This window comes from Pseudomonas sp. Irchel 3F6 (genome assembly GCF_900187595.1).
GTDB classification, from domain to species: domain Bacteria; phylum Pseudomonadota; class Gammaproteobacteria; order Pseudomonadales; family Pseudomonadaceae; genus Aquipseudomonas; species Aquipseudomonas siliginis.
This window is the reverse complement of record NZ_FYDP01000002.1, coordinates 561,581-585,685: the sequence shown is the minus strand read 5'-3', so window position 1 is coordinate 585,685 and position 24,105 is coordinate 561,581. Positions and strand designations below refer to the sequence as shown.

Sequence of the window (24,105 nt, the reverse complement as noted above, 5' to 3'; positions counted from 1 at the left end):
GATCTTATTCCGTGAGGTTCGCCGGCACTGTTCGGCGGGCCAACCCAGTCCAGGTAAATGGCGCACCATGACCTCTAAAAACAACCCCGCCAGTGCAACAGCCGATCTGACCCTGAGCCCCGCCGCGAACAGCGCGTCATTATCCAGACCGACGCCGCCCTCGCGCCCGCTGTCGACCCAGCAATACCTGTACTTCACCGAAACCAACACCGACCGCATCCTCGATAACCTCGACGGCCTGCGCGATTCGGTGTTCCCGCGCCCGGCGCATCAGGAAGGCGACAACGAGCAGCACAACGACCAGGAATTTCCCTCGGTGTGCCTGATCGGCCTCGGTCGCTGCGGCTCCAACATCGCCCTCGACGTGGCGGAACTGGTGTACAACGCGCGCAAGTTCTACCTCAACGAATTCAACAACGAAGACCGCCCGAGCGACCGACGCCTGGCCGACAAGGGCTACAGCCCAGCGCAGTGGATCAAGAACAATCTGCGCATCGGCACCAGCAAATCGACCAAACCGGTGTTTCTGGTCGAACCGCTGGTGATGCTTGGCGACCTCGACAAGGACATCGCCGGGCGCATCCGTTTCTCGCGCAAGGGCGAGAAAAGCGGCTTCCTGCGCGACTACAGCAAAATGAAGATCATGGACTTGTCCGAAGTCCACGCCGGTGGCGCCGGTAACGCGCCGATCCTCGGCCAGTACCTGGCGAAGATCATCCTCAACAAGGACACCCAGCGCTTCTCCAGCCCCGACTGGAAAATGATCCACTCGTACCTGATCGACAGCTGCGGGATCAAGGCCAACCAGTCGCGCCTGTATTTCTCGATCTTCAGTGCCGGCGGCGGTACCGGTTCGGGCATGGCCTCGGAGTTCGGTCTGGCGCAGCAGCACTCGTACATGAACAAGACCTTCGACACCAAGCCGATGGACGAGCATGACGGCAAGAGCGGCCATTCGTTTGTCTTTGAGCCGATCTTCACCAGCGGCATCTGCGTGCTGCCGAACATTTCCGACCACCGCAGCGAAATGTCCGAGGCGCTGCACATCAACGCCGGGCGCCTGCTGTGCAAATACCTGTCGGAGGAATGGGATTTCTCCTACAACTTCGCCAACGAAGACAGCAGCGAAGCCAGCGTGATGGGGCGTATCCGCCCGTGGAACGCGATGATGCTGATCTCCAACGACATCATGCGTTACGCCGAAGAAAGCGATGACGGCAACATCCAGAACATTGATGTCAATGCCATGGAGAAACACGCCAACCAGTACATCTCGCAGCAGATCTTCAACATTCTGACGGCGCAGGCAGTCACCACTGACTACGACCAGAACTACTTCCGCCGCGCCGGCATCGACATCGGCGAAACCATCCGCCTGGATGCCAACGACCTGTTCATGAGTCTGGCCGGGCCGGTGGCGATTGCCTACGCCGAATCGGTGGTACCGGAAACCCCGCCGCCGAGCAGCGACAAGTTCAAGGTCTTCGATAAAGAGCCACAGCGCCTGAACATCGACGACCTGTTCTTCCGTTCGATCGACCTGCCGCACTTCAACAAGGTCACTCAGGCCATCGAAGGCATCAGCCTGCTGCCGATCGAATCCAAGCGTTATCGCGCTTCGCTTGAGCAGTACAAGAATTCCGGCTACGACGCCGCCGCGCTGCACGATTTGCACTTCTTCAAGAATTGCTCGTCGGTGGTCTCGATCGTCTCGCTGCCGAAAGACTACAAACTGTCGTACATGGATCTGAACCGGTTGAAGACCCACCTCAACAGCCTGTTCCCCAACACCACGCTCAAGCGCTATGCGCTGGTGATCGGCGCTTCGGCCAACCTGTCGCTGACCACCCTGATCGCCAAGAGCCCGTGCCTGTCGGACGACTTCCTCACGCTGATCGTGGCGTTCATCAAGCGCTGCTTCGCGAAGAATCCGTACCGTTTCGACGAGACGCTGGATAACTCGATTCTCGACTTCATCATTCAGGAAGACTTCGACGAAGAGCGGATCGACGACCTGCTCAACGAATTCGAGAACCCGGCGAAGATCCTCGATACCAACTGGTACGCGATCAAACCGATGTACGAGAAGAAATACCGCGAGCTGATCAACGACAAGGACAAGTTCGTCTCGATCAATGACATTCGCCTGTCACGCGATTGCGTGAAGAAGTCGATCAAGTACCTGCGCGAGATCTACCGCCACCGGATTGGCAAGACCAAGGTCATTTCGCTGAATAACCATACCGGCAAGACTTACTCGGTCTGATCCAGCACCGAGTCGCCCCATTCGCGAGCAGGCTCGCTCCCACAGGAAAGTGCATTCCAGTGTGGGAGCGAGCCTGCTCGCGAAGGCGCCCTCGACTTCACCGACAAACTCCAACACTGCGAACATTCAGAAACAATTAAGCGACCCTCAGGCCGCTCCATAAACTGTTCCCGTTACGTTTACGTCACCGTGAGGCGTGGCATTTCTCCACGGCAAGGTGCCATCACGCTACTCCGCTACACACTTGCGGCGCGGCAATCGAGGCGCCAAAAGGGTGCAGGCAATTAAACGGCCGCCCTTTCCTGGATCAGAATCCACGGCGAAACCACCACGGCCCACAGCTGCGGATCACGTTCGAAAATATCCAGCGCCCGCGTTTCAGACAGCTTGGCGACCTTGTCGTCGGCCAGCCAGGCCGCGACTTTCTCGCCTTCATCCGAGGCCACGGCCTCGGCGGCGGCGATCAAATCCAGGTCAGGGTCGACCCACAATAGGGCACCCTTGGCGAAGAACGGCTCCAGCTCTTTCCAGGTAATAGATGCCGTTTCACCAAGCAGCTTGGCATAGAGGGTGCTAGGTTCTTGATTCATGGGAGCTGTCCGGAAAAGAAATCGACGCGAATGATAACGTCGGTGGTCCGGCAGAAAAACCCGGTTGCAAATCGCTGCACCGAACGAAAAGAGCAGGAACGCCAGGGAATGCTGCCTTTTGGGATATATGCCCCCGATTGCCCCGCCGCAATTCTGTCTCTTTCATTCAAAAATGCGACACCCCCAAGTTTTGCCCCGTGGCGCCCGCTTCCCAGTTGATCAAGCGGCGCTCTACACTGTACCGGTACAGTTGCCGGGGCATTTTCCGGAGGGTATCGCAAAGATATCTGACCCGGTTCTGCTGCTACGGCGCCAGAACTCTAAAAAATACAACAGTAAGAGTGGAGCACTATGACTAAGGCTACTAAGCAGATTTCCAAACTGTTTGCCGCTATGGTTCTGGCCGGGGTTGCCAGCCATTCGTTCGCAGCTGACACCATCAAAATCGGTATCGCCGGCCCTAAAACCGGTCCAGTAGCCCAGTACGGCGACATGCAGTTCAGTGGCGCGAAAATGGCCATCGAGCAGATCAACGCCAAGGGCGGCGTCGACGGCAAGAAACTCGAAGCCGTTGAATACGACGATGCCTGCGATCCGAAACAAGCGGTAGCGGTAGCGAACAAGGTCGTCAACGACGGCGTCAAGTTCGTGGTCGGTCACTTGTGCTCCAGCTCCACCCAGCCAGCTTCGGACATCTACGAAGACGAAGGCGTGATCATGATCACCCCGGCTGCCACCAGCCCGGACATCACCGCCCGTGGCTACAAAATGATCTTCCGCACCATCGGTCTCGACAGCGCTCAAGGCCCTGCCGCCGGCAACTACATCGCCGATCACGTGAAACCGAAAGTGGTTGGCGTGCTGCACGACAAACAGCAGTACGGTGAAGGCATCGCCACCGCCGTCAAATCGACCCTCGAGAAGAAAGGCACCAAGGTTGCCGTCTTCGAAGGCGTCAACGCTGGCGACAAGGACTTCTCCGCCATCATCGCCAAGCTCAAGCAAGCCGGCGTCGACTTCGTCTACTACGGCGGCTACCACCCGGAGTTGGGTCTGATCCTGCGCCAAGCTCAGGAAAAAGGCCTGAAAGCCCGCTTCATGGGTCCGGAAGGCGTGGGTAACGACTCGATCACCCAGATCGCCAAGGATGCGTCCGAAGGCCTGCTGGTGACCCTGCCGAAATCCTTCGACCAGGATCCGGCCAACGTTGCCCTGGCTGACGCGTTCAAGGCCAAGAAGGAAGATCCGAGCGGTCCGTTCGTGTTCCCGTCCTACTCGGCAGTGACCGTGATTGCCGAAGGCATCAAGGCGGCCAAGTCCGAAGACGCGACCAAAGTGGCTGAAGCCATCCACGCCGGTTCGTTCAAGACCCCGACCGGCGACCTGAGCTTCGACGACAAGGGCGACCTGAAGGACTTCAAATTTGTCGTGTACGAGTGGCACAACGGCAAACCTAAAACTGAAGTTTCGCCTCAGTAAGGCCTTGCCCGACTGACTGCCAATAAAGCCCACGGCGTGCCGTGGGCTTTGTTTTGCGAATGTATGGGCCGCGCTGGCGTGATCCGCCAGTCTGCCCACCTGAAAATCTCAAAACCGTCATCAGCGGTTCGCTGGCAAAACCCGGATTCGAAGTGGATAGAGATCCACGGGGCCGGGCGGGAAAATGACTCCACCAGTGAAATGCGTACAGGTTTTTAGGAGCGCTGTAATGCCTGACCTCTATCACTTCTTCCAACAGCTGGTTAACGGCCTCAACGTTGGCAGCATGTATGCCCTGATCGCCATCGGCTACACGATGGTCTACGGCATCATTGGAATGATCAACTTCGCCCACGGCGAGGTGTACATGATCGGTTCCTACGTGGCCTTCATCGCCATCGCCGGGCTGACCATGATGGGACTCGACAGTGTCCCGCTGTTGATGACTGCGGCGTTCATCGCCAGCATCGTCGTCACCAGTTCCTACGGTTACAGCATCGAACGGATCGCCTACCGCCCCCTGCGCGGCAGCAACCGTCTGATCCCGCTGATTTCTGCCATCGGTATGTCGATCTTCCTGCAGAACACCGTTCTGCTGGCGCAAGACTCCAAGGACAAAGCTATCCCCAACCTGATCCCGGGCAACTTCGCCTTCGGTCCGGGTGGCGCACAAGAAGTGCTGATTTCCTACATGCAGATCGTGGTGTTCGTGGTGACCCTGATCGCCATGCTCGGCCTGACCCTGTTCATCTCCCGTTCCCGCCTGGGCCGCGCCTGCCGCGCCTGTGCCGAGGACATCAAGATGGCCAACCTGCTCGGCATCAACACCAACAACATCATCGCCCTGACCTTCGTCATCGGTGCTGCGCTGGCCGCCGTTGCCGCGGTGCTGCTGAGCATGCAATACGGCGTGATCAACCCCAACGCCGGTTTCCTCGTCGGCCTCAAGGCCTTCACCGCTGCGGTACTGGGCGGCATCGGCAGCATCCCCGGGGCAATGCTCGGCGGCTTGGTGCTCGGTGTAGCGGAAGCGTTCGGTGCCGATATCTTCGGCGACCAGTACAAGGACGTCGTTGCGTTCGGCCTGCTGGTTCTGGTGCTGTTGTTCCGTCCGACCGGCATTCTGGGCCGTCCGGAGGTTGAGAAAGTATGACTAGGAATCTTAAACAGGCACTGTTCAGTGCCTTGCTGGTGTGGGCGGTGGCCTACCCGGTACTGGGTCTGAAACTGACCATCGTCGGCATCAATCTGGAAGTGCACAACACCAGCCCTGCGGTACTTGCGACCATCGCGATCTGCTCGGTGCTGATGTTCTTGCGCGTGCTGTTCAACCAGCAGATCAGCAAGGCCTGGCGCTCCTCGCCGGGCATGCCGCTGATCCCGGCCAAGGCCAGCAACTTCCTGACCCTGCCAACCACCCAGCGCTATTTCATCATTGCGCTGATTCTGATCGCCCTGGTCTGGCCGTTCTTCGGCTCCCGTGGCGCGGTGGATATCGCAACGCTGATCCTGATCTACGTGATGCTCGGCCTGGGCCTGAACATCGTCGTCGGTCTGGCCGGTCTGCTTGACCTGGGCTACGTCGGTTTCTACGCCGTCGGCGCCTACAGCTACGCGCTGCTGTCGCATTACTACGGCTTGAGCTTCTGGATCTGCCTGCCGATTGCCGGCCTGATGGCGGCGACGTTCGGCTTCCTGCTGGGCTTCCCGGTGTTGCGTCTGCGCGGCGACTATCTGGCGATCGTGACCTTGGGTTTCGGCGAAATCATCCGTCTGTTCCTGCGTAACCTGACCGACATCACCGGTGGCCCGAACGGCATCAGCAACATCGAAAAACCGACGTTCTTCGGCCTGACCTTCGAGCGCAAAGCCGCCGAAGGCCTGCAGACGTTCCACGAGTATTTCGGCCTGCAATACAACTCGATCAACAAGGTGATCTTCCTTTACCTGGTTGCGCTGTTGCTCGCACTGGCCGCGCTGTTCGTGATCAACCGTCTGCTGCGCATGCCGATCGGCCGTGCGTGGGAAGCGCTGCGTGAAGACGAAATCGCCTGCCGCGCGTTGGGCCTGAACCCGACCGTGATCAAGCTCTCCGCCTTCACCCTGGGTGCTGCGTTCGCCGGTTTCGCCGGCAGCTTCTTCGCTGCACGTCAGGGGCTGGTGACGCCCGAGTCGTTCACCTTCATCGAGTCGGCGATCATCCTCGCCATCGTCGTGTTGGGTGGCATGGGCTCGCAACTGGGCGTGATTCTGGCGGCGATCGTGATGATCCTGTTGCCGGAAATGATGCGTGAGTTCAGCGAGTACCGCATGTTGATGTTCGGTGCGCTGATGGTGCTGATGATGATCTGGCGTCCACAAGGTCTGCTGCCGATGCAACGCCCACACATGGAGTTGCGCAAATGAGCCGCGAGATCCTTAAAGTCGAAAATCTGAGCATGCGCTTCGGCGGTTTGCTGGCGGTCAACGGCGTGGCGCTGACCGTCAAGGAAAAGCAGGTGGTTGCCCTGATCGGCCCGAACGGCGCCGGCAAGACCACCGTGTTCAACTGCCTGACCGGTTTCTATCAGCCTACCGGCGGCAGCATCCTGCTCGACGGCGAGCCGATCCAGGGCCTGCCGGGCCACAAGATCGCCCTCAAAGGCGTGGTGCGTACCTTCCAGAACGTGCGTTTGTTCAAGGACATGACCGCGGTCGAGAACCTGTTGATCGCCCAGCACCGTCACTTGAACACCAACTTCCTGTCCGGCCTGTTCAAGACCCCGGCGTTCCGCAAAAGCGAGCGCGAGGCGATGGAATTTGCCGAATACTGGCTGGAAAAGGTCAACCTCAAAGAGTTCGCCAACCGCACCGCCGGCACCCTCGCCTACGGCCAGCAACGGCGTCTGGAAATCGCCCGCTGCATGATGACCCGTCCGCGGATTCTCATGCTCGACGAACCGGCCGCCGGCCTGAACCCGAAGGAAACCGAAGACCTCAAGGCGCTGATCGGTGTGTTGCGCGAAGAGCACAACGTTACCGTGCTGCTGATTGAACACGACATGAAACTGGTCATGAGCATTTCCGACCACATCGTCGTGATCAATCAGGGCACGCCGCTGGCCGACGGTACGCCGGAACAGATCCGCGACAATCCTGAAGTGATCAAAGCCTACCTGGGGGAAGCGTAAATGCTGCAGTTCGAAAACGTTTCCACCTTCTACGGCAAGATTCAGGCCCTGCACAGCGTCAACGTCGAAGTCCGTCAGGGCGAGATCGTGACACTGATCGGCGCCAACGGTGCCGGCAAATCCACGCTGCTGATGACACTCTGCGGTTCGCCGCAGGCGCACAGCGGCAGCATCCGCTACATGGGTGAGGAACTGGTCGGCCAGGACTCGTCGCAGATCATGCGCAAGAGCATCGCCGTGGTCCCGGAAGGTCGTCGAGTGTTTGCCCGTCTGACCGTGGAAGAAAACCTGTCGATGGGCGGATTTTTCACCGACAAGGGCGACTATCAGGAACAGATGGACAAGGTCCTCGGACTTTTCCCACGCCTGAAAGAGCGTTTCAACCAGCGCGGCGGCACCATGTCCGGCGGCGAACAGCAGATGCTCGCCATCGGCCGTGCACTGATGAGCAAGCCCAAGCTGCTGCTGCTCGACGAGCCGTCGCTGGGTCTGGCGCCGATCATCATCCAGCAGATCTTCGACATCATCGAACAGCTGCGCAAGGACGGTGTGACGGTGTTCCTGGTCGAGCAGAACGCCAACCAGGCGCTGAAAATCGCCGACCGCGCCTACGTTCTGGAGAACGGCCGCGTGGTCATGCAAGGCACCGGTGAAGCGCTGCTGACCGACCCGAAAGTGCGCGAGGCGTACCTCGGCGGTTGAGTGTTATCGCTGCACAGAAAAACGGCTTTCGGGCCGTTTTTTTATGCCCAAACGAAAAACACCGATCCTCTGTGGGAGCGAGCCTGCTCGCTCCCACAGGGATACTGCTGAATCCGAAATTTTTTATAAATTTCTCGCCCCACCTGTAACGCATCCCCCCACCCGTTCTCTAGAGGGACAAGCAAGCGCAACAGCACTTGCAGAAACCCTGATAAACCTGGAGAAACATCATGACTGCGACTACCCGTACCCTGTCCGCCACCGCTCTGGTTCTGGCTCTCGGTTCCGCTCTGAGCATCGCCACTGTCTCCACCGCTCAGGCCGCTGATGCCAACATGGAAAAATGCTTCGGCGTAGCCCTCAAAGGCAAGAACGATTGCGCCGCAGGTGCCGGCACCACCTGCGCCGGCACGGCGAAAATGGACTATCAGGCCAACGCCTGGAAGCTCGTTCCGAAGGGCACCTGCGCCACCACCGAGAGCAAAACCTCGCCGACCGGTTTCGGTCAGCTCGAAGCCTTCAAAGCCAAGTCCTGATCCACGGCCTGCCTGAGTGACGCCCATGTTCAGTCATCACGAACCGTCCCTGCCGCGCACTCAGGCAGCTCGCACCGAGCTCCCTGCCCGCGCCGGGCTGGGGCTCAAGACCGGGCACTTCCTTGATGTGCTCGGCTCCGTACCGGACCTCGGTTTCTTCGAGGTCCACGCCGAAAACTACATGGTGGCCGGCGGCCCGTTTCATCATTTTCTCGGTCTGATTCGCGAACAGTACCCGCTGTCACTGCATGGCGTGGGACTGTCGATCGGTGGCGAAGGCCCGCTGGACAGCCAGCACCTCAAACGCCTCGCCGAGCTGATCGAGCGCTATCAACCGCAAGCCTTTTCCGAACATCTGGCATGGTCGAGCCACGGCCCGGTGTTCCTCAATGACCTGCTGCCACTGGCTTACGACACGCCGACGCTGAACCGCGTCTGTGCGCACATCGACCAGGTGCAGAACACTCTGAAACGACCGATGCTGCTGGAGAACCCGGCGACCTATCTGGGATTTGAGCACTCGACGATCGACGAGGCCGAGTTCATCGCCGAAGTAATCCGCCGCAGCGGCTGCGGCTTGTTGCTCGACGTCAACAATGTCTACGTGTCGTGCATCAATCATCAGCGCGATCCGTCGGCCTACCTTGATGCGTTACCGCTGCACGCAGCCGGCGAGATTCATCTGGCCGGCTTCGCTGAAGATTGCGACAACCTCGGCGACCGCTTGCTGATCGACGATCACGGCGCGCCGATTGATCCGGCCGTCTGGGATCTGTACCGGCAAGTGCTGCAACGTATCGGCCCGGTGGCGACACTCATCGAACGCGATAATCACGTCCCGACTTTCAACGCATTGCTCGCCGAAGCGCAGCAAGCCGAGACGCTGTTGCGTCGCGCGGAGCGTGCGGCATGAGCACGCAGGCGGACTTCGCCGCCGCTTTGCTCAATGCGCAACTGCCGTATCCCAAGGGCCTGTGCAGCCGCAATGGCGCTGATCCGTCGCGGCGTTTCGCGGTCTATCGCAACAACGTGCAAAGCTCGCTGATCAATGCCCTGGCCGACAGTTATCCGGTGGTGCTGCAATTGGTCGGCGAGGAATTCTTCCGCGCCATGGCGGCGATTTTCGTCCAGAGTCAGCCGCCTCACAGTCCGTTGATGAGCCGCTATGGCGAGGACTTCGCCGACTTCATCGCACAATTCGAACCCATTGCCGGCGTGCCTTATGTCGCAGACGTCGCGCGACTGGAGCACTTGCGTACTGTTGCCTACCACGCCGCCGATGCGCAGCCGATCCGGCCTGAACAAGTCAGTGCCGCGCTGGCCGATCCGCAGTCGCTGAGTGAACTGTGTTTCGAACTGCATCCCTCGCTGCACCTGCTCGACTCTGCTTTCGCGGTGGTGGCGATCTGGGCCGCGCATCAGCAGGAGCCAAGTCTGGCGGGCATTGGCCTCCATCAAGGCCAGCATGCCCTGGTGCTGCGCAACGGTCTCGACGTTGAGGTGTTTGCTCTTGAGGCGGGTGCGAGCGTGTTCATTGGTCATCTGCTCCAGGACTCGCCACTGCTCGCGGCGGCAGAAAACAGCCCGCCGTTCGATCTCGCCCAAACCCTCGCCTTACTGATTGCGCATAACGCGATTACCCGTCTGAATTACAAGGAGTTGCCATGAACGCCTTTATCCTGCGCGTCATCGCGCTGTTGGAAAAAATCCCGCACAGCCTGATTGCCTTCATCGCGCGTTTTTCCATCGCTGCGGTGTTCTGGAAATCCGGGCAAACCAAGGTCGAAGGACTGGCCGTCGATTTGATTGACGGCACTTTTGAACTGGGCTGGCCACGTTTGGCCGATTCGACGATTCCGTTGTTTCAGAGCGAGTACAACCTGCCGCTGTTGTCGCCGGAAATTGCCGCGCATCTGGCGGCGTTTGCCGAGCATGTGTTTCCGCTGCTGATCCTGCTCGGCCTAGCGACGCGGTTTTCCGCGCTGGCATTGCTCGGCATGACCCTGACCATTCAACTGTTTGTCTACCCGGATGCCTACCCGACCCACGGCACCTGGGCGGCGGTGTTGCTGTACCTGATGGCGACCGGGCCGGGCAAATTGTCGATCGATCAGCTGATTGCCCGCCGATGCCAAGGCTGACCTGAAACTGTAGGAGCTGCCGAAGGCTGCGATCTTTTGATCTTGCTTCTAAAAATCCAAAGATCGCAGCCTTCGGCAGCTCCTACACAGGTTCGGTGTCAGCGCTGGAGTCGATCCAGCGCCTCGCCACTGCGCTTGAACCAGCCCATCAAATAATCCGCCAACACCTGCGTGCGCTTGGGCAATCCCCCCTGATACGGGTGCACCAGATACATCGGCATGCGTCGCGTCTGGTAATCGCGCAGCAACCAGCGCAAGCGGCCGTCCGCCAGTTCCGCTTGCAGTAGATACGACGGCAGACGGGCGATGCCGGCGCCGGACAGCGCTGCTTTCTTCAACAGGCTGTAGTGATTGCTGGCAAACGGACCCGAAACCCGCACCCGCAGCAACTCGTGCTGCTGGTGATACAGCCATTCTTCGCGACCGCTGTAATGGCTGTTGAGCAGACAACGATGCTCGGCCAAGGCATGGGGCGTCGCCGGCTCGCCGAAGCGCTCGAGGTAGGCCGGGCTGGCGCAGGTCATTTCGTGCCACGCCAACAACGGCTTGGCCACCAGCCGATCGTCATTGGCGACTTCGGCGCGAATCGCCAGATCAAAGCCATCGCGCGACAGATCGCGATAGCTGTTGTTCAGCTCCAGCTCGATTTGCACCTCGGGGTATTGCCCGGAAAACTCCAGCAGCAAGCCATCGAAGAAGGTCTCGCCGAGCGACACCGGAACCGTCATGCGCACGGGGCCGGCCATGTCGTCCTTCAACCGCGCCAAAGCCTGGCGTGCGCGTTCGACCTGGACCACCAGCGCCTGGGCCTGCGGCAGCAGCGCCGCCCCCGCCGCCGTCAGACTCAAGCGCCGGGTGGTGCGTTGCAGCAATACCACACCGAACTGCGCTTCGAGCTGGCTGATGCGCTTGGACAACTGGCCCTTGCTGCAGCCCAACTGCTGCGCCGCAAGGGTGAAACTGCCGGCCTCGATCAGCACAGCGAACGCGGCGAGATCATCCATTTCGCTCATGGATTGTTTCCAATTGAAAACCAAAGGTTGCCTATTAGTGCGCTTATCCGCTGAAAAAACCACCCTAGACTGAAACCTCATTCACACACATGGGGTACAGCACGATGAAAATTCTGTTGATAGGCGCAGGCGGCACCATCGGCTCAGCGGTGGACAAAGAATTGTCGCAACGTCACGAGGTCATTCGTATCGGTCGTAACAGCGGTGACTTGCAAGTGGATATCAGCGACAGCGCCTCGATCCGCAAGCTGTTCGAACAGACCGGCAAGTTCGATGCGCTGATCTGCGCGGCGGGCAACGTGACGTTTGCAGCGCTGGACGACATGACTGAGGACAGCTTCGCCCTCGGCCTGAAAGACAAACTGATGGGCCAGATCAACCTGCTGCTGATCGGCCGCGAGTACGCCAACGATGGCGCTTCGTTCACGTTTACCACCGGCGTGCTCAGCCACGACCCGATTCGCAGCGGTGCCTCGGCAGCGCTGGTCAACGGCGCCATCGACAGCTTCGTCCGCGCCGCCGCCATCGAACTGCCGCGTGGCCTGCGGGTGAACTCGGTGAGCCCGACCGTACTGACCGAAGCCCTGGGCAAATACGCGCCCTACTTCCGTGGCTTCAAGCCGGTTCCTGCCGCGGAAGTGGCATTGGCCTACGCGAAAAGTGTCGAAGGATTGCAAACAGGGCAGACGTTTCACGTGGCCTGAATGATTAATCGATCAAGGTAGGTAAAAGCCGTTTGGCGACAGACCGCGACATAGAGATCCTGAACTCCCCGCCCAGCTCGGATCGCACTGTCGCCGTGGAAATGTGCTGGCCGTTGATCGAAAGACTCAATGGCTGGCCCATCGCCTCATGACTGATTGCCTTAGCCCTCGCAGTGGCTACGGGTGTCAACACCAGGGATAGTTCGACAAGATCCGGATTAGGCCCCTGATCATCCTTGAGCAGCATTACCATCTTTGTGAAATCAACCCCTGAAGAGAAAGCCAAATCGGCTGCCTGGACGCTGACAGCGCTTGCAGATGCCAACAGCAACAGCGCAATTTTCCATTTCATTTAACACTCCCTGATCCATCAAAAAACGTGCATGAGACTATGCGGGGCTCCCACGCCCGACTCAATAGTGGCAGACCAGACCTTGTGATAGGCACTCAGCCTCAGTAACGTGGCAGCACTTGTCTGGAGAGCCAAAGATGCGTGTTGCCCGTTCGATCGTCCTCGTTACCCTGCTGCCGATGTTTGCCGCCTGCCAGTTGTTCGACGGCCAGCGTGAAAGTGTGTCCCATGCCGGGCAAACGCGAATGCAGGGGCAACTGACCGCCGCCGACGGCAAACTGGTGTTCCAGCCGTGCCAGGAGCAGCGGCAACTGGTGGTCAACGACATCGGCGGCACCAGCGTCCTGCAAGAGGCCGCCACCTTGGCCGACGAGCAAGGCAAGTTGTTTGCCGATGTGCGCGGCAAGGTTTCCGGCGACCGCCTCGACCTCGGCCAGTTGTATCGCGTCGAGCGCTCGGGCACGGCCTGCGACGACCCAAATTTCAAACTGCTGATCCTGCGCGCTGCCGGCCATGGCCCGGAGTGGAACGTCAAGGTCAGCGGCAAAGGCATGGTCATCGAGCGTGAGGGCCAGGCTCCACTGGCGGTGCCGTATGTGGAAGAGCAACTGGGCGACGGCCGCTTCAATCTCAGCAGCGAAGCCAACAACCAGCGCATCGAATTGTGGGTGGCGCCACAGCGCTGCGTCGACAGCAGCACCGGCAGCGTGCAGCACATGAGCGCCGAGTTGCGCATCGACGGTCAGGTCCAGCGCGGCTGCGGCTATTTCGGCGGCGCGCGTAACGACTGATCGTTTTTCCCCCACGGATCCGCTCGCGGCGGCTTATAATCGCCGCCTTCAAACGCCCTGGCGCAGTTGTGCGCCCCGCGAATCCGGATCCCCGCCATGTTACGAATCACTGAACTCAAGCTGCCAATCGACCATCCCGAAGAAGACCTGCGCGCCGCAATCGTGCAGCGTCTGGGCATCGCCAGCGATGATCTGCTCGATTTCACCTTGTTCAAGCGCAGCTATGACGCGCGCAAAAAGTCCTCCGAACTGTGCTTCATCTACACCATCGACCTCAACGTACGCGACGAGGCCAGAGTGTTGGGCAAGTTCGCCGACGACCGTAACGTCAACGTGGCGCCGGATGTCAGCTACAAATTCGTCGGCCAGGCACCGAACGATCCCGGCCAGCGGCCGATCGTCGTCGGTTTCGGCCCGTGCGGCATCTTCGCCGGTCTGCTGCTGGCACAGATGGGCTTCAAACCGATCATTCTCGAACGCGGCACCGAAGTCCGTCAGCGCACCAAGGACACTTGGGGTCTGTGGCGTAAAAGCGTGCTCAATCCCGAGTCCAACGTACAGTTTGGCGAAGGCGGCGCGGGCACGTTCTCCGACGGCAAGCTGTACAGCCAGATCAAGGACCCGAAATTCCTCGGCCGCAAAGTCCTGCACGAGTTCGTCAAGGCCGGCGCGCCGGAAGAAATCCTCTACGTCAGCAAGCCGCACATCGGTACGTTCCGCCTGACCGGTATGGTCGAAAACATGCGCGAGCAGATCCGCGAACTGGGCGGTGAGGTGCGCTTCCAGGAGCGCGTCAGCGACGTGCTGATCGAAGACGGCCAACTTGTCGGCGTGCAACTGGCCAGCGGCGAAACCCTGCATTCCAAACACGTGGTTCTGGCCCTCGGCCACAGCGCCCGCGACACCTTCCGCATGCTCCACAGCCGTGGCGTGTTCATGGAAGCCAAGCCGTTCTCGGTGGGTTTCCGCATCGAGCACCCGCAATCGCTGATCGACCGCGCGCGCTTGGGCAAGTACGCCGGCCACCCGAAACTTGGTGCTGCCGATTACAAGCTGGTGCACCACGCCAAGAACGGGCGTTCGGTCTACAGCTTCTGCATGTGCCCGGGCGGCACCGTGGTCGCGGCGACGTCCGAGCCCAATCGCGTGGTCACCAACGGCATGAGCCAGTACTCCCGTAACGAGCGCAATGCCAACTCCGGCATCGTCGTCGGCATTACCCCGGAAGTCGATTATCCGGGCGGCCCGCTCGCCGGTATCGAGTTGCAGGAGCGCCTGGAATCCCACGCGTTCATTCTGGGCGGCAGCGACTACAAGGCTCCGGCGCAACTGGTTGGCGACTTTATCAACGACATTCCATCGACCGAGCTGGGCGAAGTCGAGCCGTCGTACAAGCCGGGCGTGGCGCTGGGCGATCTGGCCTTGGCGCTGCCCGACTTTGCCATTGAGGCGATCCGTGAAGCCTTGCCGGCGTTCGAGAAGCAGATTCGCGGTTATTCGCTGCACGACGCCGTGCTGACCGGAATCGAGACGCGCACTTCATCGCCGCTGCGCATCACCCGCAACGAGTCGCTGCAGAGCATGAACGTCAAGGGCCTGTTCCCGGCCGGTGAAGGCGCGGGCTATGCCGGCGGAATTCTCTCGGCGGGTGTCGACGGGATTCGCATTGCCGAGGCAGTGGCTCGCGATATCCTCGGCCTGGAAGCCTGATCAGCATCAGCTGACCCAACACAAAACCCTGTGGGAGCGAGCCTGCTCGCGAAAGCGGTCTGTCACTCAACGAAGTTGTTGAATGTGATTCCGCCTTCGCGAGCAGGCTCGCTCCCACAGTGGTTTCTGCGTTGAGCTTTAGATATTCGCGCGCAGTACCGAGGTCGGCAGCGCCTCCCCGCGCTCGGCACTCGCCGCCACCGCTGCAATCAAATTACCCAGTTCATAGCCCTGCGCCTTCAGCCATTGCTGATCGTAATACGTGTCGGCATAACGCTCGCCGCCATCGCACAGGATCGCCACGATCGACCCCGACTGCCCCGCCGCTTTCATCTGTTGCGCCGCCATCAGCGCACCGATCAGATTGGTCCCGCTCGACCCGCCGACATACCGCCCCAAACGCTGCGCCAGATAATGCATGGCCGCCAGCGACAGGGCGTCCGGCACCTTGACCATCGCATCGATGACCTTGGGCAGGAACGACGCTTCCACCCGAGGCCGACCAATGCCTTCGATGCGTGAACCGCAATCCAGACGCAGGCTGGCATCTCCCGTCTGGTAAAAATCGAAGAACACCGAACGCTCGGCATCGGCACACAACACGCGGGTGCAGTGCTGGCGATAACGCACGTATCGACCAAGGGTCGCTGTAGTCCCGCCAGTGCCGGGGCTGGAAATCAGCCACGTCGGCTCAGGGTGTTTTTCGTAGCGCATCTGCTGGAAGATCGACTCGGCGATGTTGTTGTTCGCTCGCCAGTCGGTGGCACGTTCGGCGTAGGTGAACTGATCGATGAAGTGACCGCCATGCTCGCGGGCCAGGCGCTCGGATTCGGCGTAGATCTGCGTCGGGTCCTGCACCAGATGGCTCTGGCCACCGTAGAAGGCAATCTGGGCAATCTTCTCTTTCGAAGTCGTCGCCGGCATTACCGCGATAAACGGCAATCCGAGCATGCGCGCGAAATACGCTTCGGAAATCGCCGTCGAGCCGCTGGATGCCTCGATCACCGGCGCGCCGGGTTTCAGCCAGCCGTTACACAGCGCGTAAAGGAACAGCGAACGGGCCAGGCGATGCTTGAGGCTGCCGGTCGGGTGGCTGGATTCGTCCTTGAAATACAACTCGATGCCGGCAAAACCGGGCAGCGGCAAAGGGATCAGGTGGGTGTCGGCGCTGCGCTGGAAGTCCGCCTCGATGATGCGGATGGCTTCGCGTGCCCACTGTCGGTTGTCGCTCATGGTTTCGGTTCTCGTTGAATCAGCCAGAAGATCGGTCTTCTGAAAAAGGTCTGCCGCAAGCTTAGGAAAAATCCCGCAGGCGGCAAAGATACAGCTGAGTCTCAATGTGTCGGGCAACTGCTAGGCTCAGTGCTGCCCGAGCCAGACAGCCTGTAACGACATATAACAAAAAAGAATATAACTTTTGTTTTAACAACTAACGGTACGGGTTAGGGTGTTTCACCTTTTTCTTGATTCGATGGAGAGCGACCTTGCCTCTGCGTAGCACTTTCACGCGTTTCTTTCAGTTGGAAGCCGCCAGCGGTCTGCTATTGATCGCCGCAGCCGTTCTCGCGCTGATCATCAACAACTCACCGCTGTCGTGGCTGTACACCGGCCTGCTCGACACCCCGGTGGTGGCGCAGATCGGCGCGTTGAAAATCGCCAAACCCCTGCTGCTGTGGATCAATGACGGCCTGATGGCGATGTTCTTCCTGCTGATCGGTCTGGAAGTCAAACGCGAAGTGCTCGACGGCCAATTGTCCAAGCCTTCGCAGATCGTCCTGCCCGGCGCAGCGGCGATTGGCGGCATGCTGGTGCCGGCGCTGATCTACTGGTTCCTCAACCGCGACAACCCCGCCGCCCTGAGCGGCTGGGCCATTCCGACCGCCACCGACATCGCCTTCGCCCTCGGCGTATTGGCCCTGCTCGGCAAACGCGTGCCGGTGTCGCTGAAACTGTTCCTGATGACCCTGGCGATCATCGATGACCTGGGCGCCATCGTCATCATCGCAATCTTCTATTCCGGCGAACTCTCGACCCTGTCCCTTGGCCTGGCGGCTGCGTGCATTGCCGCGCTGGTGGCGATGAACCGGCTCGGCGTGGTCAAGCTCGGGCCGTACATGATCATCGGCCTGATCCTCTGGGTCTGCGTGCTCAAGAGCGGTGTCCACGCGACACTGGCCGGCGTGACCCTGGCTTTCTGCATTCCCCTGCGCACGAAAAACGCCGAGTCGTCGCCGCTGCTGACCCTCGAACACGCGCTGCACCCCTGGGTCGCCTACGGCATCCTGCCGCTGTTCGCCTTCGCCAACGCTGGCCTGTCACTGAGCGGCGTCACCGTCGAAAGCTTCACCCACGACGTACCGATGGGCATCGCCATCGGCCTGCTGCTGGGCAAGACCATCGGCGTGTTCGGCCTGACCTGGCTGGCGGTCAAGATTGGCATCGCCGCCCTGCCCCAAGGCGCCAACTGGGGCCAGGTCCTCGGCGTGGCAATCCTCTGCGGCATCGGCTTCACCATGAGCCTGTTCGTCGGCTCGCTGGCCTTCGAACCGGGCGTGAGTGATTACGCCGGCATGGATCGCATGGGCATCCTCACCGGCTCGATTCTCGCGGCGGTGATTGGTTATGCGGTGACGGCGGCGGCGAGTCGCAAGAATTCACAACTGCAATGACCCCTGTGGCGAGGGAGCTTGGCCCTCGCCACAGATTCTCCGCCTGACAGTTACGCAGCGAACAATCCCCACGTCATTAGCGACCCGTCCTACAGCCACACTTTCCCCGCTTCGATAACGTCGTGCAGCCCCTTTCCGAGGGGCTGTCGATGATGAACGAAGGGATGATCAGTGGCGCGGAACAAGGACATTCCCCGGGTGCAAAACCCACCGCAGGGCGACGGGCATCACGTTACCTGGCGGTATATGACGGCCGCAGAACTGGCCGAGCGCGAAGCCGGGCAAAACGCTTACGACGCGATGCTGGCGCGGCAGGAGGCGTTCGAGCGCAGTCGTGAAGTGGCTGCGAAAAAACCTGAAGCCGTGCGTGCCGGCTGTGTATTCGCCAAGTCCTGCAAGTTGCCGGATGCGATTATCGATTACAGCAATCCTTCCGGCATGGTGCCGACCGACAGCCTGAAGGATTACGGCGAGCTGATCCTGCTCGGCGCTCGCGAAGCCGACGCAAGCGGCGGCATTCCTCTCAAGAAAATCAGCGCCAACACCATCCCGGTCGGGTTCGGCAGTCTGGCCTTGGCAGGCTCGGCTTTTGAAGTGCTACCGGCGCTCGCCTCCCCTGCGGCGGCTGCGACTTTGGTGGGGCTGATTGCGCTTTTGATGCCATCCAGCCTGGGCGACAGCGCGCTCTACACCGATGAGCAACTGAGCACACTCAAACAAGCCCGAACCCGCGTGCGCCTGCGCGTCGAGCAACAGGCCGATGGCAGCCTCAAGGGTTACGGTTTCTACACCGGTAAGAACCGCGATTGGGAAATGGTCGATGTCGTGCAGTTCATTGCGCGTGGCGACCGGTTCGTTGCCGATCTGGGTGAAGGCGTCGAACTGCTCTGGACCCCGGCGGTGGATGGCTCGGACATTCTCGGCATTCCAGCACTGGAGGCCGCACCGCAGGCACCGCATATCTGGGTGTATCCACCGACGAAGGCGGCGGACGGGATACTGGTGAATCCGCTTTATCCGCCGGAGTACAAAGATTTCATTCTGGTGTTTCCCACAGACTCGGGTGTAAAACCGATTTACATCGTTGTCAGCTCTGCGAAAGGCACCGCTGAAGCGGGACATACCTATCACCCCGCTCCCGAAACGTCGGATATCACAGCCTTTCCCGATTTAAGAAGAGCAAAAAAGAAAACGCCGTTCAACGGTGGGCTCCGGGATCGCTGGATCAATGCAAAAGGCCGAATAATTTATGAATGGGACTATTTACACGGCGAGCTTGAAGGCTACCGCGCAAGTGATGGCAGCCATTTAGGCTCTTACGACCACAGAACTGGTGAACAGATAGATCCACCCAAAAAAAACCGTAGTATTAAAAAATATTTATGAGGATTACATGGGACTCAAAGCCAGACTCGAATGGTACGACCAACAAACCGAACTGGGTGAGGGGGAGGAACTGTCGAAAGACTTTGGCGAGGACGGCTCATTAATGGAAGCATTAGGCCTACCGTCGAAAAGCTTCAATAACGGCGGATTTGATGTAAAAGCCGATTGGATCAAGACTCTCCAGCCCCACTTCCAGCATTCCATTCAATTTTCTTCTTACGACTATCAGGTATCGTTCGTTTACCGGGATCAATGGTAGATGGGACTGGAACTGAGATTGGAATGGTACGACACAGCAACCTTGGAGTTTCAGGGGGAAGAGTCGTCAAAAGACCTGGGTGGTGACGAGTCAGTGTTAAACGCCTTGGGGATTCCCGCCGCGGACAACATCAACAATGGCAGTTTCAACGTCGCTCAAAATTGGCTCGCCACCATTCAGCCGTATTTTCAACATCAAATCGATTTGAGAGTTCACGACTATCAAATTTCGTTTGACTACGGCTAACAGCTCCGGAAGTATTAGCTCCGTGCACTTTCTTTTAATTACCGGTTTTTTCCCTGACGAAGCCCAAGACGACTCCTTGCAATTCGAGCTGGATATCACAGGCAGCGAGATGAATGAAAAAGTGGCTCAGCTCATTGAATCAAAGCCCTTGGATGAGGTGGAACCCGGGCGAGCTGTTGTTGACTCAGGATCAGGTAACCGCATTGGAAAACCTGCTCAACGTCAGTTTTCCAAAGGGCCTCGAATACTTCATGGGCACCTGCGCCACATACTGAATGAGCAATTCACAAACAAAGAAAAACCCCGACCAGTCACCTGATCGGGGTTTTCTTTTACCCGGCTTCCCGCTTAGTGCGAAACGCGGCTGGTTCCGCCAACGGTGGAAATCCGTACCCGCTCGCCAACGCGGAATACTTCATTCTCCTGAACCTGCTGCACATAGGCGCGCATGCTGCCGTCGTCTTCGCGGACGGTGATTTCCACGCCCTGGGTGCGGGTCAGGCCTTCTTCGGTGGCCGAGCCAAGCAGGCCGCCGGCCACTGCCCCGATGACCGCAGCCACAATGCTGCCCTTGCCGCCGCCGATAGCGCTGCCGCCGACGCCGCCGACCACTGCGCCTGCTGCGCCGCCGATCGGGGTCTTGGTGCCTTCGATTTTTACCGGTCGCAGGGATTCGATGGTGCCCATGCGAATCGTCTGCACACGACGCGCTTCGTCACGGGAGTAGGAGTCGCCAGTGAGGCTCGATTGGCAGCCGGTCAGCAACATCGCCATCGTCGAAAAGGAAGCAACCAGCAGAACAGACTTACGCATAGCATCAACTCCAAAAGAACATGTGTTCATTAAACCCCGTGGCCTGGCGCCTGTCACGACACCATCCGGATAAAATTGGCTTCCATTCAGGCCTGGTACAGATGCCCGCGAGCGTCCACTCAAGGTAGCGTCAAATCAACGATCCTGCGCCATCCGCGTTTATCTCGCTCGGTAGACTGCTCAGGGTGCCAGACGTTCCAGAATCCACTCGGCGCCCTGGAGGCGGTAGTTGAGGCGATCGTGCAGGCGGCTCGGACGGCCCTGCCAGAACTCGATGCGCTCGGGCAACAAGCGGTAACCGCCCCAATGTTCCGGGCAGTGCGGCTGGCTGTCGCTGAAGCGTTGCTCGGTGGCCTTGAGCAAATCTTCCAGTTCGCCACGACCGTTGATGACCCGGCTCTGCGGCGAGGCCCAGGCGCCGAGGCGGCTACCCAGCGGACGCACCTGATAATACGCGTCGGACTCTTGCGCCGTGACCTTGACCACCCGCCCTTCGATGCGCACCTGGCGCTCCAGGGTGGGCCAGAAGAAGGTCATGGCGGCAAACGGGTTTGCCGCCAGATGCTGGCCCTTGGCGCTGTCGTAGTTGGTGAAGAAGGTGAAGCCCTGCTCGTCTAGGCCCTTGAGCAACAAAATGCGGCAATGCGGACGACCGTCGGCATCGACCGTGGCCAGGGTCATGGCATTGGCTTCCACCGGCGCCTGCTCGGTTTTCACCGCATCGGCGAACCACTGGTGAAATAGCGCAAACGGCTCGGCCGGGGCTTGCGCCTCGGTCAAACCGTCACGGGTGTAGTCGCGACGCATATCGGCCAGAGCCTGGGTCATGGCGGATTCCTTTTCGTTAGCGGATCACTTCTTGGCGGCGTCGGCTGCGGCGACTTTCTTGTCGGTCGCGGCGGCTTTGGCTGGTGCAGTTTTTTTCGCTGGAGCCTTGGCCGGGGCCTTCTTCGCAGGAGCCTTGGCGGCGGTTTTCTTGGCTGGCGCCTTTTTCGCCGCCGGCACAGCGGCTTTTTTCGCCGCAGGCGCCGGGGTAACCGGTTTGGCAACTGGCTTGACGTCTTGCGCAGCAACCATCGTCACCGGCTTCGGTGCTGGCATGTTGTATTTGCTCAGCAGCGCAACCATGGTGTTTTGCGGAGTCACCAGCAGCTCGACACGACGGTTCAAGGCGCGGCCTTCAACGCTGTCGTTGGCCGCACGCGGCGCTTCGGAACCCATGCCGCGCAGCATCAGGCGATCACGCTGCAAGCCGCTGAGGCGGAAGATCGCTGCCACCGATTGCGCACGTTCCTGGCTCAGCTTGACGTTGGCCGGTGCGGCACCGCTGGTATCACTGTGACCGAGCACCAGCACTGCGGTTTTCGGATCGGCTTCAAGGATTTTCGCCACGCGAGTGAACGGGCCAAGGGTGACCGGCAGCAGCATCGCCGGGCGATCCGGGTTGAACGAGCCTTCGACAGGGGCTGTTACGACCAGCACGTTATCGCGACGCTCGAGTTGCAGATTGCTGTCTTTCACCGCTTCACGCAGACGCGGCTCGTAGTCGTCGAGCCAGGCCTGAGTCACCTTCGGATCGGGCATCGGCACGGCTTTGGCGGTTGGCTGGTCCTTGCCGCCGAACGGCCACCACCATTTGCCATTGGACTGCGCCTCGGCTTTGGCCACCTCGACCGGTTTGGCTTCAGGTTTGACCTCGGCTTTCAGATCAGCCTTGGCCGCTTCATCGCTGGAACCGAACGGCCAGTACCACGGGTTGCTGCTTTCGGCCTTGGCCACTGGCGCAGTCGCCGCAGGTTTCAAAGGAGCCGGAGCCGGGGCCGAATCTTTGGCCGCGACTTTGTCGGAAGAACCGAACGGCCACCAACTGCCGCCATCTGCATCGTTTTTCGGAGTCTGTGCGCAACCGGTGATCGCTACACACAGGGCCAGGGCGAGGGTCTTTTTAGATGACATTGAAAATCCACAAAATGAAGTAATGAAAAATCAGAGCACTTTCGCCCGGATAAACAGCCGTTTTGAAACGAAAATCCCTTCGAGGTTCCGACCCTGGAACCTCAGTTGAAGCTTTACAGACAAGTGGCAAGCACCCGCGCCAGCTTTTGTGCACGCGGATCCATCAAAACGTAAGGCCCCAGGGTATTTGTCACGAAACCGAAAGCCACATCGTGCTCCGGATCAGCAAAACCGATCGAGCCGCCCGCTCCCGGATGACCGAACGCGCGTGGTCCGAGGCCGTAGGTGGCGTTGGGCACGTCCGGTTGATCGAGCATGCAGCCGAGGCCGAAACGGGTGCGGGTGAGCAAGGTCTTGTCATCGCCAAGGCTGTGCTCGCGGGTCAGCTCTTCGAGCATCTCGCTTTCGAGCAGGCTGCCGTCCAGCAGGCCGGCGTAAAACCCGGCGAGGCTGCGCGCATTGCCGTGGCCGTTAGCCGCAGGCTGCTGCATGCGGCGCCATTCCGGCTTGTTGGTGCTGGTCAGCACTGACGGCGGATTGGTGAAGGCGCGGGTAGTCATGGCCGTCGGTTCGCGCATGGTGACTTGCAGCAGGCGCTGCGCCGCAGCGTCGCCGGCGTTGCCCTTGCCACGAGCGATGTGCGCCACGCGATGAAATTCTTCGTCGGCCAGGCCCACATGGAAATCCAGGCCCAACGGTTTGGCGACCCGAGCGACGATCGACTCGCCCGGCCCACGCCCGTCAGCGCGGCGCAGCAATTCGCCGACCAGCCAGCCGTAGGTAATCGCGGCATAACCGTGACCGGTGCCCGGCGTCCACCATGGTGCTTCGGCCGCAAGGGCGTCGACCATGGTTTGCCAGTCGTAAAGGGCTTCAGGGGCGAGCAGTTCGCGCAGCGCCGGCAGGCCGGCCTGATGGCAGAGCAATTGGCGCAGGGTGACGGATTCTTTGCCGGCGGCTGCGAATTCCGGCCAGTAGCGGGCAACCGGGGCATCGAGCTGCAACTTGCCTTCAGCGACCAGTTGCAGCGCGGTAACGGCGGTGAAGGTCTTGGTGCAGGAGAACAGGTTGGCGATGGTGTCGCTGTGCCAGGCTTCGGTGCCGTCCTTGTCGGCAGTACCGGACCAGAGGTCGAGGACGGTTTCTCCACCGACCTGGATGCACAGGGCTGCGCCGCGTTCCTGGGGATCGTCGAACAGTGCGGCGAAAGCCTCGCGCACCGCTTCGAATTGAAGCTCGTAATGTCCCTGAATCTGCACCCGCAACTCCCCCGCGAAAACGCTCTACAAAGTGGTCCGCATTGTTCCAGCCCTTGAGGGATT

26 protein-coding genes and 1 pseudogene are annotated in these 24,105 nt (G+C 60.0%); 19 read left to right on the top strand and 8 right to left on the bottom strand.

Annotation, left to right across the window (positions count from 1 at the left end):
* The first annotated feature begins 67 nt into the window (after positions 1-67).
* On the top strand, positions 68-2,266 hold the full coding sequence (locus tag CKW30_RS08700) for a hypothetical protein (protein ID WP_095180557.1): 2,199 nt from the start codon (positions 68-70) through the stop codon (positions 2,264-2,266).
* 284 nt (positions 2,267-2,550) lie between these two features.
* Here CKW30_RS08700 and CKW30_RS08695 read toward each other — a convergent pair whose 3' ends face one another.
* A complete protein-coding gene (locus CKW30_RS08695) occupies positions 2,551-2,856 on the bottom strand; it encodes a DUF2288 domain-containing protein (RefSeq protein ID WP_016771353.1) in 306 nt (101 codons plus the stop codon).
* A 351-nt stretch (positions 2,857-3,207) separates the two neighbouring features.
* Between CKW30_RS08695 and CKW30_RS08690 the strand changes: the two genes are divergently transcribed.
* From CKW30_RS08690 to CKW30_RS08650, 9 genes are all read left to right on the top strand, one after another.
* Positions 3,208-4,335, top strand: coding sequence for a branched-chain amino acid ABC transporter substrate-binding protein (locus tag CKW30_RS08690; RefSeq protein ID WP_016771354.1), 1,128 nt, complete (start codon positions 3,208-3,210; stop codon positions 4,333-4,335).
* Positions 4,336-4,564: 229 nt separating this feature from the next.
* Positions 4,565-5,488: a high-affinity branched-chain amino acid ABC transporter permease LivH gene (livH, locus tag CKW30_RS08685; RefSeq protein WP_016771355.1), complete on the top strand. Its 924-nt coding sequence runs from the start codon at positions 4,565-4,567 to the stop codon at positions 5,486-5,488.
* Positions 5,485-6,741: a high-affinity branched-chain amino acid ABC transporter permease LivM gene (locus CKW30_RS08680; RefSeq protein ID WP_016771356.1), complete on the top strand. Its 1,257-nt coding sequence runs from the start codon at positions 5,485-5,487 to the stop codon at positions 6,739-6,741. The genes livH and CKW30_RS08680 overlap by 4 nt, the downstream gene beginning before the upstream one ends.
* The gene (livG, locus tag CKW30_RS08675) at positions 6,738-7,505 is read left to right on the top strand and encodes a high-affinity branched-chain amino acid ABC transporter ATP-binding protein LivG (protein ID WP_016771357.1); all 768 of its coding nucleotides are present in this window, start codon (positions 6,738-6,740) and stop codon (positions 7,503-7,505) included. The genes CKW30_RS08680 and livG overlap by 4 nt, the downstream gene beginning before the upstream one ends.
* Positions 7,506-8,207: an ABC transporter ATP-binding protein gene (locus tag CKW30_RS08670; protein ID WP_003222380.1), complete on the top strand. Its 702-nt coding sequence runs from the start codon at positions 7,506-7,508 to the stop codon at positions 8,205-8,207.
* A 230-nt stretch (positions 8,208-8,437) separates the two neighbouring features.
* On the top strand, positions 8,438-8,743 hold the full coding sequence (locus CKW30_RS08665) for a DUF2282 domain-containing protein (protein WP_041478029.1): 306 nt from the start codon (positions 8,438-8,440) through the stop codon (positions 8,741-8,743).
* Positions 8,744-8,768: 25 nt separating this feature from the next.
* Positions 8,769-9,656 carry a DUF692 domain-containing protein gene (locus CKW30_RS08660; protein ID WP_095180556.1) on the top strand — a complete coding sequence of 296 codons (888 nt, stop codon included), beginning with the start codon at positions 8,769-8,771 and terminating at the stop codon, positions 9,654-9,656.
* Complete coding sequence (locus CKW30_RS08655; protein WP_095180555.1) at positions 9,653-10,411, top strand: DUF2063 domain-containing protein; 759 nt, start codon at positions 9,653-9,655, stop codon at positions 10,409-10,411. The genes CKW30_RS08660 and CKW30_RS08655 overlap by 4 nt, the downstream gene beginning before the upstream one ends.
* Positions 10,408-10,884: a DoxX family protein gene (locus CKW30_RS08650; RefSeq protein WP_095180554.1), complete on the top strand. Its 477-nt coding sequence runs from the start codon at positions 10,408-10,410 to the stop codon at positions 10,882-10,884. Before CKW30_RS08655 ends, CKW30_RS08650 begins: the two co-directional genes overlap by 4 nt.
* A gap of 98 nt (positions 10,885-10,982) precedes the next feature.
* On the opposite strand, the gene CKW30_RS08645 is transcribed toward CKW30_RS08650, so the two are convergent.
* Entirely contained in the window at positions 10,983-11,897 is a 915-nt protein-coding gene (locus tag CKW30_RS08645; protein WP_056783386.1) for a LysR family transcriptional regulator, read from the bottom strand.
* A 104-nt stretch (positions 11,898-12,001) separates the two neighbouring features.
* Here CKW30_RS08645 and CKW30_RS08640 point away from each other — a divergent pair, with 104 nt between their 5' ends.
* Positions 12,002-12,601, top strand: a complete 600-nt coding sequence (locus tag CKW30_RS08640; RefSeq protein WP_056783385.1) for a short chain dehydrogenase — start codon at positions 12,002-12,004, stop codon at positions 12,599-12,601.
* A gap of 4 nt (positions 12,602-12,605) precedes the next feature.
* Here the strand turns inward: CKW30_RS08640 and CKW30_RS08635 are convergent, their stop codons facing one another.
* Complete coding sequence (locus CKW30_RS08635; RefSeq protein WP_095180553.1) at positions 12,606-12,953, bottom strand: hypothetical protein; 348 nt, start codon at positions 12,951-12,953, stop codon at positions 12,606-12,608.
* A gap of 137 nt (positions 12,954-13,090) precedes the next feature.
* On the opposite strand from CKW30_RS08635, the gene CKW30_RS08630 reads away from it, so the two are divergent.
* Together CKW30_RS08630 and CKW30_RS08625 are read left to right on the top strand one after the other, a co-directional pair.
* Positions 13,091-13,744 carry a COG3650 family protein gene (locus CKW30_RS08630; RefSeq protein WP_095180552.1) on the top strand — a complete coding sequence of 218 codons (654 nt, stop codon included), beginning with the start codon at positions 13,091-13,093 and terminating at the stop codon, positions 13,742-13,744.
* A gap of 96 nt (positions 13,745-13,840) precedes the next feature.
* Positions 13,841-15,454: an NAD(P)/FAD-dependent oxidoreductase gene (locus CKW30_RS08625; RefSeq protein ID WP_095180551.1), complete on the top strand. Its 1,614-nt coding sequence runs from the start codon at positions 13,841-13,843 to the stop codon at positions 15,452-15,454.
* Between the two features lie 138 nt (positions 15,455-15,592).
* Here CKW30_RS08625 and CKW30_RS08620 read toward each other — a convergent pair whose 3' ends face one another.
* Entirely contained in the window at positions 15,593-16,687 is a 1,095-nt protein-coding gene (locus CKW30_RS08620) for a PLP-dependent cysteine synthase family protein (protein ID WP_095180550.1), read from the bottom strand.
* Between the two features lie 251 nt (positions 16,688-16,938).
* On the opposite strand from CKW30_RS08620, the gene nhaA reads away from it, so the two are divergent.
* The 6 genes and pseudogenes from nhaA (at position 16,939) to CKW30_RS27845 (ending at position 20,289) form a co-directional block, all read left to right on the top strand.
* Positions 16,939-18,123 (top strand): Na+/H+ antiporter NhaA, encoded by a 1,185-nt coding sequence (gene nhaA / locus CKW30_RS08615; protein WP_041478038.1) that lies wholly within the window; start codon positions 16,939-16,941, stop codon positions 18,121-18,123.
* 171 nt (positions 18,124-18,294) lie between these two features.
* Entirely contained in the window at positions 18,295-19,509 is a 1,215-nt protein-coding gene (locus tag CKW30_RS08610; protein WP_095180549.1) for an S-type pyocin domain-containing protein, read from the top strand.
* Positions 19,510-19,516: 7 nt separating this feature from the next.
* Positions 19,517-19,768 (top strand): colicin E3-like toxin immunity protein, encoded by a 252-nt coding sequence (locus tag CKW30_RS08605; RefSeq protein ID WP_095180548.1) that lies wholly within the window; start codon positions 19,517-19,519, stop codon positions 19,766-19,768.
* Positions 19,769-20,014, top strand: coding sequence for a colicin E3-like toxin immunity protein (locus CKW30_RS08600; protein WP_095180547.1), 246 nt, complete (start codon positions 19,769-19,771; stop codon positions 20,012-20,014).
* Between the two features lie 22 nt (positions 20,015-20,036).
* Positions 20,037-20,138 (top strand): annotated as a pseudogene (locus tag CKW30_RS27850) (pyocin S6 family toxin immunity protein); the annotation flags it as partial.
* Positions 20,128-20,289 (top strand): pyocin S6 family toxin immunity protein, encoded by a 162-nt coding sequence (locus tag CKW30_RS27845; protein WP_371857549.1) that lies wholly within the window; start codon positions 20,128-20,130, stop codon positions 20,287-20,289. The pseudogene CKW30_RS27850 and the gene CKW30_RS27845, both read left to right, overlap by 11 nt.
* A gap of 73 nt (positions 20,290-20,362) precedes the next feature.
* Here the strand turns inward: CKW30_RS27845 and CKW30_RS08590 are convergent, their stop codons facing one another.
* From CKW30_RS08590 to CKW30_RS08575, 4 genes are all read right to left on the bottom strand, one after another.
* Positions 20,363-20,827, bottom strand: coding sequence for a glycine zipper 2TM domain-containing protein (locus CKW30_RS08590; RefSeq protein ID WP_016771369.1), 465 nt, complete (start codon positions 20,825-20,827; stop codon positions 20,363-20,365).
* Between the two features lie 180 nt (positions 20,828-21,007).
* Positions 21,008-21,655, bottom strand: a complete 648-nt coding sequence (pdxH, locus tag CKW30_RS08585; RefSeq protein ID WP_024011915.1) for a pyridoxamine 5'-phosphate oxidase — start codon at positions 21,653-21,655, stop codon at positions 21,008-21,010.
* 24 nt (positions 21,656-21,679) lie between these two features.
* Positions 21,680-22,783, bottom strand: a complete 1,104-nt coding sequence (locus CKW30_RS08580; RefSeq protein ID WP_095180546.1) for an OmpA family protein — start codon at positions 22,781-22,783, stop codon at positions 21,680-21,682.
* Between the two features lie 113 nt (positions 22,784-22,896).
* Positions 22,897-24,042 (bottom strand): serine hydrolase domain-containing protein, encoded by a 1,146-nt coding sequence (locus CKW30_RS08575; protein WP_095180545.1) that lies wholly within the window; start codon positions 24,040-24,042, stop codon positions 22,897-22,899.
* Between the last annotated feature and the right edge of the window lie 63 nt (positions 24,043-24,105).

Bases quoted from the DNA above. Each gene is read 5' to 3' on its own strand.
- CKW30_RS08670 (WP_003222380.1), top strand. From the start codon at position 7,506: ATGCTGCAGTTCGAAAACGTTTCCACCTTCTACGGCAAGATTCAGGCC.
- CKW30_RS08590 (WP_016771369.1), bottom strand. From the start codon at position 20,827: ATGCGTAAGTCTGTTCTGCTGGTTGCTTCCTTTTCGACGATGGCGATG.
- CKW30_RS08690 (WP_016771354.1), top strand. From the start codon at position 3,208: ATGACTAAGGCTACTAAGCAGATTTCCAAACTGTTTGCCGCTATGGTT.
- CKW30_RS08600 (WP_095180547.1), top strand. From the start codon at position 19,769: ATGGGACTGGAACTGAGATTGGAATGGTACGACACAGCAACCTTGGAG.
- CKW30_RS08680 (WP_016771356.1), top strand. From the start codon at position 5,485: ATGACTAGGAATCTTAAACAGGCACTGTTCAGTGCCTTGCTGGTGTGG.
- CKW30_RS08640 (WP_056783385.1), top strand. From the start codon at position 12,002: ATGAAAATTCTGTTGATAGGCGCAGGCGGCACCATCGGCTCAGCGGTG.
- CKW30_RS08580 (WP_095180546.1), bottom strand. From the start codon at position 22,783: ATGTCATCTAAAAAGACCCTCGCCCTGGCCCTGTGTGTAGCGATCACC.
- CKW30_RS08700 (WP_095180557.1), top strand. From the start codon at position 68: ATGACCTCTAAAAACAACCCCGCCAGTGCAACAGCCGATCTGACCCTG.
- CKW30_RS08655 (WP_095180555.1), top strand. From the start codon at position 9,653: ATGAGCACGCAGGCGGACTTCGCCGCCGCTTTGCTCAATGCGCAACTG.
- CKW30_RS27845 (WP_371857549.1), top strand. From the start codon at position 20,128: ATGAAAAAGTGGCTCAGCTCATTGAATCAAAGCCCTTGGATGAGGTGG.
- CKW30_RS08605 (WP_095180548.1), top strand. From the start codon at position 19,517: ATGGGACTCAAAGCCAGACTCGAATGGTACGACCAACAAACCGAACTG.
- CKW30_RS08620 (WP_095180550.1), bottom strand. From the start codon at position 16,687: ATGAGCGACAACCGACAGTGGGCACGCGAAGCCATCCGCATCATCGAG.
- livH (WP_016771355.1), top strand. From the start codon at position 4,565: ATGCCTGACCTCTATCACTTCTTCCAACAGCTGGTTAACGGCCTCAAC.
- CKW30_RS08665 (WP_041478029.1), top strand. From the start codon at position 8,438: ATGACTGCGACTACCCGTACCCTGTCCGCCACCGCTCTGGTTCTGGCT.
- pdxH (WP_024011915.1), bottom strand. From the start codon at position 21,655: ATGACCCAGGCTCTGGCCGATATGCGTCGCGACTACACCCGTGACGGT.
- CKW30_RS08625 (WP_095180551.1), top strand. From the start codon at position 13,841: ATGTTACGAATCACTGAACTCAAGCTGCCAATCGACCATCCCGAAGAA.
- CKW30_RS08635 (WP_095180553.1), bottom strand. From the start codon at position 12,953: ATGAAATGGAAAATTGCGCTGTTGCTGTTGGCATCTGCAAGCGCTGTC.
- CKW30_RS08630 (WP_095180552.1), top strand. From the start codon at position 13,091: ATGCGTGTTGCCCGTTCGATCGTCCTCGTTACCCTGCTGCCGATGTTT.
- CKW30_RS08645 (WP_056783386.1), bottom strand. From the start codon at position 11,897: ATGAGCGAAATGGATGATCTCGCCGCGTTCGCTGTGCTGATCGAGGCC.
- CKW30_RS08650 (WP_095180554.1), top strand. From the start codon at position 10,408: ATGAACGCCTTTATCCTGCGCGTCATCGCGCTGTTGGAAAAAATCCCG.
- livG (WP_016771357.1), top strand. From the start codon at position 6,738: ATGAGCCGCGAGATCCTTAAAGTCGAAAATCTGAGCATGCGCTTCGGC.
- CKW30_RS08695 (WP_016771353.1), bottom strand. From the start codon at position 2,856: ATGAATCAAGAACCTAGCACCCTCTATGCCAAGCTGCTTGGTGAAACG.
- CKW30_RS08660 (WP_095180556.1), top strand. From the start codon at position 8,769: ATGTTCAGTCATCACGAACCGTCCCTGCCGCGCACTCAGGCAGCTCGC.